This is a genomic window from Chryseobacterium sp. RU33C, from assembly GCF_900156015.1.
In the GTDB taxonomy this organism is placed as follows: Bacteria; Bacteroidota; Bacteroidia; order Flavobacteriales; family Weeksellaceae; genus Chryseobacterium; species Chryseobacterium candidae.
On the sequence record NZ_FTMT01000008.1, the window covers coordinates 70,789 to 84,134 of the forward strand.

13 protein-coding genes are annotated in these 13,346 nt (G+C 37.6%); 6 read left to right on the forward strand and 7 right to left on the reverse strand.

From position 1 onward, the window contains the following. Positions 1 to 32 precede the first annotated feature (32 nt). The 4 genes from BW946_RS21785 to BW946_RS08890 all read left to right on the forward strand — a co-directional run bounded on the left by BW946_RS21785 (position 33) and on the right by BW946_RS08890 (position 1,187). Positions 33 to 161: a hypothetical protein gene (locus BW946_RS21785; protein WP_262484563.1), complete on the forward strand. Its 129-nt coding sequence runs from the start codon at positions 33 to 35 to the stop codon at positions 159 to 161. 146 nt (positions 162 to 307) lie between these two features. After that, positions 308 to 502: a bacteriocin-like protein gene (locus tag BW946_RS08885; RefSeq protein WP_076595838.1), complete on the forward strand. Its 195-nt coding sequence runs from the start codon at positions 308 to 310 to the stop codon at positions 500 to 502. Positions 503 to 774: 272 nt separating this feature from the next. Beyond that, entirely contained in the window at positions 775 to 900 is a 126-nt protein-coding gene (locus tag BW946_RS21790) for a bacteriocin-like protein (protein ID WP_262484564.1), read from the forward strand. 83 nt (positions 901 to 983) lie between these two features. Continuing rightward, positions 984 to 1,187, forward strand: a complete 204-nt coding sequence (locus BW946_RS08890) for a bacteriocin-like protein (RefSeq protein ID WP_076595839.1) — start codon at positions 984 to 986, stop codon at positions 1,185 to 1,187. A gap of 170 nt (positions 1,188 to 1,357) precedes the next feature. Here BW946_RS08890 and nadA read toward each other — a convergent pair whose 3' ends face one another. The 3 genes from nadA to BW946_RS08905 form a co-directional block, all read right to left on the reverse strand. Next, complete coding sequence (gene nadA, locus BW946_RS08895) at positions 1,358 to 2,377, reverse strand: quinolinate synthase NadA (RefSeq protein ID WP_034694934.1); 1,020 nt, start codon at positions 2,375 to 2,377, stop codon at positions 1,358 to 1,360. Between the two features lie 104 nt (positions 2,378 to 2,481). Then, a complete protein-coding gene (gene gmk / locus BW946_RS08900) occupies positions 2,482 to 3,045 on the reverse strand; it encodes a guanylate kinase (protein ID WP_076595840.1) in 564 nt (187 codons plus the stop codon). A gap of 85 nt (positions 3,046 to 3,130) precedes the next feature. Beyond that, positions 3,131 to 3,988, reverse strand: coding sequence for a YicC/YloC family endoribonuclease (locus tag BW946_RS08905; protein ID WP_076595841.1), 858 nt, complete (start codon positions 3,986 to 3,988; stop codon positions 3,131 to 3,133). A gap of 160 nt (positions 3,989 to 4,148) precedes the next feature. On the opposite strand from BW946_RS08905, the gene miaA reads away from it, so the two are divergent. Then, a complete protein-coding gene (gene miaA, locus BW946_RS08910) occupies positions 4,149 to 5,069 on the forward strand; it encodes a tRNA (adenosine(37)-N6)-dimethylallyltransferase MiaA (protein WP_076595842.1) in 921 nt (306 codons plus the stop codon). A 261-nt stretch (positions 5,070 to 5,330) separates the two neighbouring features. Here the strand turns inward: miaA and BW946_RS08915 are convergent, their stop codons facing one another. The 4 genes from BW946_RS08915 to BW946_RS08930 form a co-directional block, all read right to left on the reverse strand. Beyond that, a complete protein-coding gene (locus tag BW946_RS08915; RefSeq protein ID WP_076595843.1) occupies positions 5,331 to 6,743 on the reverse strand; it encodes an efflux transporter outer membrane subunit in 1,413 nt (470 codons plus the stop codon). Between the two features lie 170 nt (positions 6,744 to 6,913). After that, positions 6,914 to 10,096 (reverse strand): efflux RND transporter permease subunit, encoded by a 3,183-nt coding sequence (locus BW946_RS08920; RefSeq protein ID WP_076595844.1) that lies wholly within the window; start codon positions 10,094 to 10,096, stop codon positions 6,914 to 6,916. Positions 10,097 to 10,136: 40 nt separating this feature from the next. After that, a complete protein-coding gene (locus BW946_RS08925) occupies positions 10,137 to 11,297 on the reverse strand; it encodes an efflux RND transporter periplasmic adaptor subunit (RefSeq protein ID WP_076595845.1) in 1,161 nt (386 codons plus the stop codon). Between the two features lie 363 nt (positions 11,298 to 11,660). Then, a complete protein-coding gene (locus BW946_RS08930) occupies positions 11,661 to 12,257 on the reverse strand; it encodes a TetR/AcrR family transcriptional regulator (protein WP_076595846.1) in 597 nt (198 codons plus the stop codon). 319 nt (positions 12,258 to 12,576) lie between these two features. On the opposite strand from BW946_RS08930, the gene BW946_RS08935 reads away from it, so the two are divergent. Next, entirely contained in the window at positions 12,577 to 13,131 is a 555-nt protein-coding gene (locus tag BW946_RS08935; protein WP_034694944.1) for a thioredoxin family protein, read from the forward strand. The last annotated feature ends 215 nt before the right edge of the window (positions 13,132 to 13,346 follow it).

The following is a 13,346-nucleotide window of genomic DNA, read 5'->3' on the forward strand; positions in this document are numbered from 1 at the left end:
GAATTAACTACTCTTTAAAAAAAAGAGCACAGGTGACGGGAATAATATGTGAAAATCTACCCCGTTATGGGGTAATTGTTGTAGTTGTGAATGAAGAAACAGAAGATATGCCTGAAATAGGTGATTTCAGGGCAGAAATATCAGATATGTTTCTTAAATAATTCATTGTAACGGAACAAATGTACGAATTATTTTGAAACAGCCAACTTTTTAACATAATAAAAACATATTTCCTTTTTTTGAGATATATTTGGTGTAATTGATTAAAAACCTTACATTTATAATATTAACTGATAATGCAATAATCATGAAAAATTTAAAGAAATTAAACCGGCGGCATCTGAAATCAATCAGTGGAGGAGATGTGAATAACTGTTTCGAGAACTGCCCTGCCGGACCTTACGGACCAGGCGAGCCAAGATCCTGTGCTGATTATCACGCTTTGCCGGAATGCTGTAAGGGTAGAGTGCTTGTGAGCTTTGAATGTTTTGATCTGTATTGATTTCAAAACTTTTAATGATGAGGTTGTTTAAACTTTATAATCATTATTTTAACCATAAAAGACACAAAAGTTTTTCAGAACTATGCCATATGCTTAACTTAATAAGTAGACAAGTTTTGCGATAATTTTTGATTTTACTCTTATGTGAACTTTTCTGCGGTATACCATTAAACTTACTTAAGTGAACCCAAGTGTTTTAAAAATGAAGCCTTTTGTGACTTTTGTGGTTTTGTAAAGTGTAAACAACTTTGATAACTTTAAAGTTAAATGCTATGAAAACAATTCAAAAATTATCAAGAGAAGACAAGAAAAATATCAATGGTGGTTTCACTGTTATTCAGATTGAAGCATGCGGAGGAGGGCATTTTGTTTGTTTCCGTGGAGGCAGAAATTGGTGATGCTGGCAAGCCGGGAGGAATGTGTTACGCACTTGTGCTGTAGCGTTGAATAAAAAGATTGAAATCAATTTAATTTAAATACTATGAAAAATCTAAAGAAATTAAACAGAAAACAACTTCAAACTTTGCACGGAGCAGGCTCGTTAACATGTATAGGATGTCCTAAGAATACAACTTATGGAAATAATCCCGGTGATGCATCTTGCGAGGCTTTTAATATGCTTCCTGACCGTTGTAAAATGTGTGTTATTGTTGATATGTCGTGTATGAGCGGAGGAGTGTCTTAAAAATAGTATATCTGTTTTAATAACAATAAAAAAGAGGCTGTCTCAAAAGTCAAACAATCTGGCTTTTGTCATTCTGACGAAGGAAGAATCTCATTGATAAACAAACATATGAGATTCTTCACTACATTTCATTTCGTTCAGAATGACACTTTTGAGACAACCTCTTTAATTTATTTTATGCTTTTAGAGAGGTCAAGCATGGCTTCAATAGGTTTCAATGCTTTTAACCTTAATTCTTCATCAATAAGAATTTCAGGAAGTTCATATTTCATACATAAATACAATTTTTCCATTGTATTGCGTTTCATATAGAAACACTCCGAACAGTTACAGCTTTCATCAAAAACCAATGCAGGAATCAGTTCTTTATGAGGTGCGCGTTTTCTCATTTCGTGAAGAATGCCTTCTTCTGTTGCAATGATGAATTTCTGGCAGTCATCTTTTTCCACATAGTTCAGCAGGGCGGAAGTGGAACCAATAAAGTGAGCCAGTTTCAAAACAGCTTCTTCGCTTTCAGGGTGTGCAATCAGTTTTGCATCCGGATTGTCTGCCAGCTGTTGAGCAATTCTTTCCATTGAAAATGCTTCATGTACTACACAGCTTCCGTCCCAAAGGATCATATCACGACCTGTTTTTTTAGATAAATATCTTCCCAGGTTTTTGTCCGGTGCAAAGATGATGGGTCTGTCTTTCGGAAGAGCTTCTATTACAGTTTCAGCATTTGAACTGGTTACGATGATATCACTTTCAGCTTTAGTTTCTGCGTTACAGTTGATGTAAGTGGCAATTAAAGCATTCGGGTGCTGCTCACGCATTTTTCTCAGTCCTTCTCCGGAACAACCATCTGCCAGTGAGCATCCGGCCATGGTATCCGGCAGAACTACTTTTTTAGTTGGATTCAGAATTTTAGCGGCTTCTGCCATGAAATGTACTCCACAGAATACAATCATGTCAGCATTGGTATCTTTAGCCTGTCTTGCCAACTGTAAAGAATCTCCAAGGAAATCTGCGATGTCCTGAATTTCTCCCGGTTGGTAATAATGGGCAAGAATAACCGCATTTTTTTCCTCTTTAAGTTTAAGAATGGCTTTCACCAATTCTTCACCCTGAGGAATAGCAATATCTTTTATATCCAAAAATCCTCTGACAGGAATTGCAGATTTAGCTTTTTCTAATGTTTCGGTACTCATATCAACCTCAATTTTTTACGATCAGAAGTTAGAGGTTAGAAATCAGAAGTTAGATTTTGAGTGTAATATTTTACTCCCATCCTCCTGCTTCCATCTTCCAGCCATTAATTACTGATAAAACTTTTTATTAAACTTTCTATTTCTTTTTTAGCTGCATCAAGATCTTCATTAATAACGATCTTGTCAAATCCGCTGGCGTAGGTCATTTCTTCTTCTGCCTTTGCAACACGGGTTTTTATGGTTTCTGCATCATCTGTGTTTCTGGAAATCAATCTTCGTTCCAATTCTTCAATGGAAGGTGGTTCTATAAAAATAGACAGCGCTTTATCACCGAAATATTTTTTTAACGAAATTCCTCCTTTTACATCTACATCAAAAATAACTACTTTTCCCTGACTCCAGATTTTTTCTACTTCAGATTTTAAAGTACCGTAATATTTGTCCGTGTACACTTCTTCATATTCTACAAAAGCATCTTCGGAAATTTTCTTTCTAAACTCATCCGGTGTCAGAAAATGATAATCTACTGCATGTATTTCACTTCCTCTGGGTTGTCTTGTAGTACATGAAATAGAAAATTCCAGTTCAGGAAATGTTTCCAGTGAATGCTTTACCAATGTAGTTTTTCCGCTTCCAGATGGTGCTGAAAATATAATTACTTTATCCATTTTTTACAATTTCGGGTTACGAGGTCCGAGTTTCGGGTTCTTTTCTTAGAAATGACAACCACGCATCTCATAATTCGTACCTATATTACAATACGTTTAACGTTTGTTCTTTAATTTTTTCAAGGTCATCTTTCATCATTACCACCAGCTTCTGGATTTCTGCGTGATTGGCTTTAGAACCTAAAGTATTGATTTCTCTTCCGATTTCCTGAGAAATAAAGCCCAGTTTTTTTCCGTTGAAAGATTCATTGTCCATTACTTCTTTATAGTATTTCAGGTGCTGGGCAAGTCTTACCTTTTCTTCAGAAATATCAAGTTTTTCAGTGAAATAGGCCATCTCCTGATAGAAACGTGTTTCATCAACATTTTCAAATTCTTTCAAAGATTTCTGATAACGTTCTTTTACACTTACAATTCTTTCTTCTTCAAAAGGAATCACTTCTGCAAGATACTTGTCGATATTCTGAATATTCCTGTTTAATTCTTCATGCAGATTACTGCCTTCCGTTTTTCTGAATTCTTCAAATCTGTCTACGGCATTGTTGACAATCTTAGCCAAAGCTTCCCATTCGCCTTCCGTTAATTCGTCAGGTCTTGATGTAATGGCATCAGGAAGTCTTACTGCCATTTTAAGGTATTCGAAATTGGGGCCGTCAGAAGCTATGTTTTTAAGTTCATTGATGTAAGAGTCAATTAAGTTTTTATTGATTTTTACATCATTGGACTCTTCAAGATTCTCAATATTAACGTAGCAGTCTACTTTTCCACGGATAATTCTATCATTAAGAATTTTTCTGATTTCAAATTCTTTTTCTTTATAACGTAAAGGAATTTTAATATTTAAATCAAAGCTCTTGCTGTTCAGAGATTTAATGTCTATAGTAATTTTCTTTCCTTCAAAAACATCTTCGGCTCTACCGAATCCGGTCATTGATAAAATCATAGTTTTTTATTGTTCTACAAAGATAAACATTTAAGTCTATAGTTTGGCTAATGTTAAATGGCTGGAAGATGAAGGCAGGAAGCAGGAAGATTGTTATAGATCTAATTTTAACTTCCATCCTCCAGCAAATTAAATAAACTCATTTTCGTAAATTAGCGCGGTGAAAAAGAAAAATTTAATTTCTGTAGTAGGACCTACCGGAATTGGTAAAACGAGATTGGCTATTGATTTGGCTCAGCATTTCAATACGGAGATTATTTCCTGTGATTCCCGCCAGTTTTTTAAAGAAATGAAAATAGGAACGGCTGCTCCTTCGGAAGAAGAGTTGTCTGCTGCACCTCATCATTTTATCGGAAATCTTTCAGTGGAAGAATATTATTCTATCGGTCAGTACGAAGAAGATGCCCTTCAAAAACTTAATGAACTTTTTACAACTCATGATACTGCCATTCTTGTTGGCGGAAGTATGATGTATGAAAAAGCGGTGATAGAAGGTCTGCATGATCTGCCGGAGGCCAATGCTGAAAATCAGGATAAACTTCAGGCTATTATGGAGCAGGAGGGAATAGAAAAGCTTCAGGAAATTTTACAGGAACTCGATCCGGAATATTTCAATGTGGTAGATATTCACAATCACCGCAGGCTGTTGAGAGCCATTGATATTATTTGGCAAACAGATAAAAAATATTCAGAACATATTTCGGTTTCTCAGGATTCCAGAGATTTTAATGTCATCAGAATCGGAATTGAAGCTCCTAGAGAAGAACTTTATGACAGAATCAACCGCAGGGTGGATATGATGATGGATAACGGGTTGCTGGATGAGGTGAAAGGTCTTGAGAAATTCAAGAATCTGACGGCTTTAAATACAGTAGGATATGCGGAACTTTTCAAATATTTTGACGGAGAGTGGGATCTTGATTTTGCGGTTTCAGAAATTAAAAAGAACAGCCGAAGATATGCAAAACGTCAGCTGACGTGGTACAGAAAGGCGGATGATATTCATTATTTACAGTTGGGATATTCTGACAAAGAATATGAAGATTTGCTGAAATGGATTGCGGAACAATTTCAGGAATAAATAATTTCACATTATTAAGTAGCTCTGGAAGCCTTGAAAATATAGATTCCTACGGAATGACATAGTGTGCGGATAAACTAAGCGCTTAGTTTGTCATGCTGAAGAACGAAGAATCTCTTCAATTATTTTTAAAGATTCTTCATTCCACTTTGTTCCATTCAGAATGACAGTACAGATAATAATTAATCAGGGGGCTTTTAATATTGGAAAAATGCGGCTCTGAAAAGAACCGCATCTTAAAAACAAATATAATTTAATTTACTACTTCCAACCGCCGCCTAAAGCTCTGTATAAATCTACAATGCTGCTTAATCTCTGTCTTTTAATGGAAGCCAGATTCAGCTCTGCCTGCAGGGAATTTCCCTGTGCTGTAATCACTTCCAGGTAATTGGCTGAACCTCCTTTGTAAAGAAGTTGTGCACTTTTAATTCCGTCTTTTAACGTGGTAGATTGTTCCGTGGCTTTCTGTTCCTGAACTTTTAAATTTTCATTAGAAACCAAAGCATCAGAAATTTCTCCCACGGCATTCAATACCGACTGACGGAATGCCAACACATTTTTCTCTCTTTGAATTTTTGCTACTTCAAGATCTGTTTTTAATTGTCTTTTCTGGAAAATAGGCTGGGTAATTCCTCCTAAGACCGATCCGAATAAAGATGCCGGAATCTGAAACCAGTTATCAAATTTGAATGAATTTACTCCTCCGTTGGCTGTAATTTTCAATGCCGGATACATATTAGCCTGAGCAATTCCTACCATCGCATTAGACTCTAATAAAACCAATTCCTGCTGGCGCACATCCGGTCTGCGGCTTACCATAGCTGCCGGAAGTCCTGCTGTAATGTTTTGTGGCAGGGAAGTATCAGACATTTCAATGGTTCTGTTGATTTTATTAGGAACTTCTCCCACAAGAATGCTCAATGCATTTTCCTGGATAGCGATATTTTGCTCCAGCTGGGCAATCAAAAGTTCTGTTGCCTGTTTCTGTGCTGCTGCCTGCTGAACACCAAGAGAAGTATTATCACCGCTTTCCCACATTTTTTGTGTCATCAGTAAGGTTTTGCTGCTTAGTTCAAGATTGGATTTTGCGATAGCCAGTTGTTTATCAAGCATCAGCAGGTTATAATATCCCTGAGCAATCGCAGCCACTACCTGAGTCTGAACCGCTTTTGAACCTTCGTAGGTCTGAAGATACTGCATTCTTGAAACTTCCTGCTGGTTTTTGATTTTTCCCCAGATATCCGCTTCCCACGAAAGGTTGAAGGCCGCATTATAGTCTTCAACATGGCTTGAGCCTAAAAATAAATTTAAGCTTTGTCCGTTCATGCTGTTTTTAGAAGGTCTTGAAATCTGTCCGCTTACTCCGAAACCAACGTCCGGATATTGCATATATTTTGCCTGTTTCAGTTTTTCCTGTGAAGCAGCTACCTGTTTCAGGGCAATCTGAAGGTCATAATTATTTTTAATTCCTTTTTCAATCAATCCCTGTAAAATAGGATCACTGAAAAACTGTTTCCACTCCAGATTGGCTATGCTGGCAGTGTCTGCAGTGGCGGTGTACTGGAATTTTTCCGGAAGTGGAAGCTCAGGCTCCGTGTATGCCAGTTTAGACACACACGAAACAGAGCCGATGGCCAGCACAAATGTTAGAATAATATTTTTTACTCGTTTCATAGTTTTTAAACTTTTAATTGAATCCAAAACTTAGAGAGGTTTCTGTAGAGGCAAAAATTGTCTTTAGTAGGAGAAAATAATTAGCTTTTTTAAACCATTAAGATCAGGCAGGTAAATAGGTAAACCTATGATCTTAAAATTTTCTCTAAGTTTTTGTCATTCATTTTTTATTAGTGTGTAGCAGCTAAAAGTTCTTCCTCCATTTGTTTTTTCAGAAGTCTTTTCTTTTTTCTGCTTGGCATTTTTTCATGCAGATACTGGAATATGACATACATTACCGGAATGATAAAGATCCCGAAGATTACTCCTGTAAGCATTCCGCCTACGGTACTGTAACCGATGGAGTGGTTTCCTTTTGAAGAAGCACCTTGCGTCCATACCAGTGGAAGCATTCCAACGATAAAGGCAAAAGAGGTCATTAAGATTGGTCTTAAACGTAATCTTGATGCCTGAAGAGCAGATTCTATCAATGTTTTACCTGCTTTTCTTCTTTGTACGGCAAATTCCACAATCAGGATGGCATTCTTAGCCAATAGTCCCACAAGCATGATCAATCCAACCTGAACATAAATATTGTTATCAATTCCAGCTAATCCTGTGAAGGCAAATACTCCGAAAATCCCTGTTGGAATAGTAAGAATAATAGCAAACGGAAGGATGTAGCTTTCATATTGTGCTGCCAGTAAGAAGTAAACGAATAGGATACTTAAGAAGAAAATAAAAGCAGTCTGTCCGCTTGTTTTAATTTCTTCACGGGTAATCCCTGTCCATTCATATCCATATCCTCTTGGCAGTGATTGCTGAGCCACTTCTTCTACCGCTTTGATCGCATCTCCGGTACTGTACCCAGGTTTTGGAGTTCCGTTAATCGTAACTGCATTGAAAAGGTTATTTCTTGTTACCGTCTCAGGACCGAAAGATCTTTTTAATGTCACCAATGTTTTTGCCGGCACCATTTCTCCTGATTTATTTTTTACATAAATTCCTTCCAGTGAATTAACATCTGTACGGTAAGGAATATCGGCCTGTGCCATTACTCTGTAATATTTTCCGAATCTGTTGAAATCCGATACAAAGCTGCTTCCGAAATAAATCTGCATCGTCTGCATCAGTTCTGTTACAGAAACACCCAGCTGATTGGCTTTATCTGTGTCTACATCAATGGTATACTGAGGATTTCCTGCTGCATAAGTTGTAAAGGCGAAAGCAATTTCAGGTCTTTTCATCAATTCACCAATGAATTGCTGAGTGGTTGTTCCCAACTGTTCAAAAGAACCGTTTGTTTTATCCTGAAGCATGAATTCAAATCCGGAAACGTTACCGAAACCTTGTACCGTAGGGAAGTTGAAGAAGAATGCGTTGGCATCTTTCACCTGGCTTACCTTACCTGTTAATGTTGCAGCAATCTGATCGGGATCTTTCATGTCACCACGTTTGTCATAATCTTTAAGCTTAATGAAACCTGCAGAATAGGGAGAAGCGTTGGCATTACTGATGAAGTTCATCCCATCCGCTACCCAAAGGTGGTTGGTTGCTTTTTCACCGTTGATAATTTTATCAATTTGTGCCGTAGCTCTGTGTGTTCTTTCCAGTGAACTTCCCGGAGGAGTATTCACTGCATACAATACGAATCCCTGGTCTTCCGTAGGAATAAATCCTGACGGAGCCTGTTTGATCAAAAATACACTTGCTGCTGTAATAATAACAAGACCTCCTATGGCAACCCATTTGTTTTTAATTAAAAACTTAAGGCTGTAGATATATTTTCTCGTCATGCTGTTGAAGCTCGCATTGAAAGCATTGAAGAATCTTGCTCCAAAACCTTTTTTATGGCCGTGCTCCCCATGTTCTCCCTGAGGATCATTTAAGAACATCGCGCATAATGCCGGACTTAATGTTAATGCATTCACTGCTGAGATTAAAATCGCAATCGCTAATGTGAAGGCAAACTGTCTGTAGAAAACTCCTGCAGGTCCCTGCATGAACCCGACCGGAATAAACACGGCACACATTACCAATGTAATGGAAATAATAGCTCCTGAGATTTCACTCATTGAGTGCATCGTAGCGTGTTCTACAGGCATTCCTGTTTGTTCCATTTTGGAATGGACGGCTTCTACTACTACAATCGCATCATCCACCACAATACCGATGGCGAGCACCAATGCAAATAAGGTAAGCATATTGATACTGAAGCCAAATAGCTGAAGGAAGAAGAATGTTCCGATAATCGCAACGGGTACGGCAATAGCCGGAATTAAAGTAGATCTGAAATCCTGAAGGAAGATAAATACTACAATAAATACCAACACGAAAGCAATAACAAGCGTTTCCACAACCTGATGGATAGAAGCATCCAAAAAGTCTTTGGAATTATACATGATAATAGGCTTCACTCCTTTTGGAAGAGTGGTTTCCATTACTTTCACCTGCTTTTCAATTTCAGTCAGGATTTCATTGGCATTCGAACCTGCGGTTTGTAAGATAGCAAATCCGGCCACCGGTTTTCCATCTACTCTGTTGGTCGCTGTATAGGTATAAGAACCGAACTCTACTCGTGCAACATCTTTCAGTCTTAGAAAAGAGCCGTCACTGTTTGCTTTGATGGCAATATTCTCATAGTCTTCGCCCTTGTTCAGTTTTCCTTTATATTTAAGGATATACTCGTAAGTTTCCTTACTTCCCTGTCCCAAACGACCCGGAGCAGCTTCAAGGTTATGGTCTTTAATGGCTCCTAAAACTTCCTGTGGAGAAAGATTGTTGGCTGCCAGACGATCCGGTTTCAGCCAGATTCTCATGGAATAATCCCTTGTTCCGAATACCTGTGCCTGTGCTACCCCGGGAATACGCTGTATCTGTGGAATAACATTAATTTTCAGGTAGTTTTGAAGGAATAATTCATCATATTGTTTTTCATCTTCACTGGTTAACCCCATGAACATGATCATACTGTTCTGAACTTTCTGGGTTGAAATTCCCGCCTGTACTACTTCCTGAGGAAGCTGGCTCATCGCTTTTGATACACGGTTCTGTACGTTTACTGCTGCATTGTCGGCATCTGCTCCCTGCTTGAAGTACACGCTAAGTGTCATGGTACCATCATTACTGGAGTTGGAAGTCATGTAGGTCATATTTTCAACCCCGTTCACTGCTTCTTCAATAGGAGTTGCAACTGAACGTGCTACAACTTCAGCATTGGCTCCAGGATAGAATGCCGTTACCTGAACGCTTGGTGGAGCGATATCCGGAAAGAGGGCAATCGGTAAATTAAAGAGAGACAAAGCTCCCAATAATAAAAGTATTATGGAGATGACCGTTGAAAGGACCGGTCTTTCTATAAATTGTTTTAACATAAGAAGTTTATTTTTTTAAGTCTTCTGTTTTCGGAAAGGACTATAATGGTTTTGCTTTTAACAAGCTGTCCGAAGAAATATTTTTCGGTCTGATGGATGCACCGTCTTTTAAGCTTCCAATTCCTGTGTATACTATTTTTTCTCCACGGGAAAGTCCTTCAGAAATAAAGTAATAACTGTCTGTTTTTCCGGATATTTTAATAGGTCTCCCCATTACTTTTTTATCTTTATCCATCACGTATACATAGGTTTTATCCTGAATTTCAAATGTTGATTCCTGGGGAATAACTATTGCATTCGAAATCAGCTGAGGCATACGCACTCTTCCTGTGTTTCCGGTTCTTAAAGTTCCGTTGGCATTAGGAAAAACGGCACGTACACTTATGGCTCCGGTAGTTTTATCAAACTGTCCGTCCACAATACTTAGTCTTCCTTTTTCAGGGTAAGTACTGTTATCAGCAATGACAAGATCTACCATCGGCATATTTTTCAGTTTTTCTTCTAAGCTTGCTCCCGGATATTTGTTCTGGAAAGCGATGAAATCAAGTTCACTTAAAGAGAAGTAAGCGTAGATTTCACTGATATCAGATAATAAAGTCAATGGATTCACATCTGTTCTGGAGATCAGACTTCCTTTTTTGTAAGGAATTCTTCCGATATAACCGCTTACAGGAGCTGTAATCGTGGTAAATCCTACGTTGATTCTCGCGCTTCCTACAGAGGCTTTGGCTTGTGATGCAGCAGCAACGGCAGCTTCATAATTGGCTTTTGCTGTTTTAAGCTGTACATCAGAAACTACTTTTGCAGCAACCAGTGGCTGAAGTCGGTCTACTTCCACTCTTGCTTTTTGAATGTTAGCGTTGGCTAACTGAAGATTGGCCTGAGCCATATTCATCTGTTCGCCGTAGCTTCTTGAATCTATTTTAAATAACGGTTGTCCTGCTCTTACATAAGAGCCTTCTTCTACATAGATTCTGTCCAGATATCCGTCTACCTGAGATCTGATTTCTACGTTGTTTTTCCCTTCCAGAGCAGTAGGGAATTCCTGATATGTAGTAGCGGGTGAAGTGATAACGGTATAAACCGGAAGTTCTGGAGCTGGAGGTGCGGCATTGGTTCCTTCTGCGGCTTTTGTGCAGCTCTGTAAAAGAATTATACTTGCAATAAGTACAATAAAACTTGTTTTTCCAGGTAATTTCATTGTTGGTTTAATTTTTTTAATGAAGTGTTAGAGGTAAGTAAAGTGTTTTAATAAATGCTGTATTTTTTCCTAACAGTGTTAATAATTTGTTCAAAAAAAATTACAGAATTTTTAATGTCCAATGAAGTCGATTGTTTCCATAATTGAAAATTGTTTTTAATGTATTGAAGTGTATAGTGATGGTGTAAGGTGTGTTAATTTTACTAACAGTGTTAATTTATAAGTAAAAATGACTAATTTTAACAACTGAAAACTATGAATGGCTTCATAAATGATTGAGTTTTTAATCAGGAGTAACAAGAATTATCTATATTAATTCAGTGTTAATTTTCCTAACGGTGTTAATTTTTAATTCAAAAAAAATTATAAAGACTTAATAAAAGCCGAAACAGTTTCGTCCAATGTAGTCTTATTCATTGTTGAAGGAATATCCGCTGTACGCATCATCATAATAGAGATCATACCGTGTACGGCAGAAAACAGAGCGTGAGACATATGACAGGCATTGTCCGGATTAGATCCGTTTTTCTTAATAATCTCATAGGTGCATTCATAGATAAGCTCCTGAAATGATGAGAATTCCTTTTTCATCTGACCTTTTCCGCAGCACTGCATTCCAAGACCAAACATAAGCTGGTAATATTCCTTGTTTTTAAAAGCAAAGTTCCAGTACGCATCCACAATGGCAACAAGCTGCTCTTCCGGAGTATCGTGTTTTTGCTGAGCTTTTAATAGTTCTATATGTAACTTGTGAAAGCCATCTAAAGAAATTTCAAATAGAATAGCTTCTTTATTTTCAAAATAATCATACACTACAGGTGCACTATACTCAATAGCATCTGCTATCTTACGCATAGAAAGCGATGCCCAGCCGTCAGTTTTAGCCAACGTAAAAGCAGCCTGCAAAATATTTGCACGGATGGATTCTTTTTCTCGTTGACGGCGTTCATGTAGACCCATGATTTTTATTTACTAACAGCGTTAGCAAAACTACAAACTTTTTACTATAACTTCCAAGGGATATTGTGAGTTTTATGAGTTCGCCTCCTATTGAAAGACAAATTAAGCAAAGGCTGGAAGCTGGAAGAATGGGGCTGGAAGTTGATTTGGGGTAAAAAAATCCATTAATAGAATTTGACTATAACTATTTTTTGGTGGTAAATATCTTCCTCCCTCCAGCTTCCAGCTTCCTTACTCTATTAAAAATAAAATGTCTGTTTCAGAACTCGGCTCAATTAATAAAAGAAATAATTATCTTTGCCGGTAAAGAAATAAAGATATGAATACTCCCTCAAATATGTTGGCATTAGGAACAAAAGCACCGTTTTTTGAACTTCCTAACCCGTCAAAAACGAATGAACTTCAGTCTTTGGATGAGCTGAAAGGAGAAAAAGGTACTTTGGTGATCTTCATGTGCAACCACTGTCCGTTTGTTCTTCATGTGATCGATAAGATCAATGAATTATATGAAGATTATAACGAGCGCGGAATTGAATTCATCGCTATCAATGCTAATGATATTGAAAAATATCCGGCAGACTCTCCTGAAAAAATGATCGAATTCCAGATTGAAAGAAGATTTGATTTCCCTTATCTGTTTGATGAAAGTCAGGCTGTAGCAAAAGCTTACGATGCCGCTTGTACACCGGATTTTTATTTCTTTGATGATAAGCTTGATCTTGTATACAGAGGCCAGATGGATGACTCAAGACCGGGAAATAATAAAGATGTAACCGGAGAAGATCTGATTATTGCTTTTGAAAATCTTTTGGCTGGGGAAGCTCAGGAGGAAATTCAAAGACCGAGTATGGGATGCAATATTAAATGGAAATAATTGCTGGTTACTGATTTATTGAGTTACTGGTTTTTACCCAATAATACAAAGCTGCTCTTTTGGAGTGGCTTTTTTGTTGATCGCAATATAGTTCACCTTTTATCCAAACAGTTTGTCACTCCGTAGGAGTCTTGGCTCAACTGATCTTTTTATTGTAAGTACCTGCGAAATTTTCATAAGTAAGTTGGATTCCTACAGAATGACAAATACGAAAG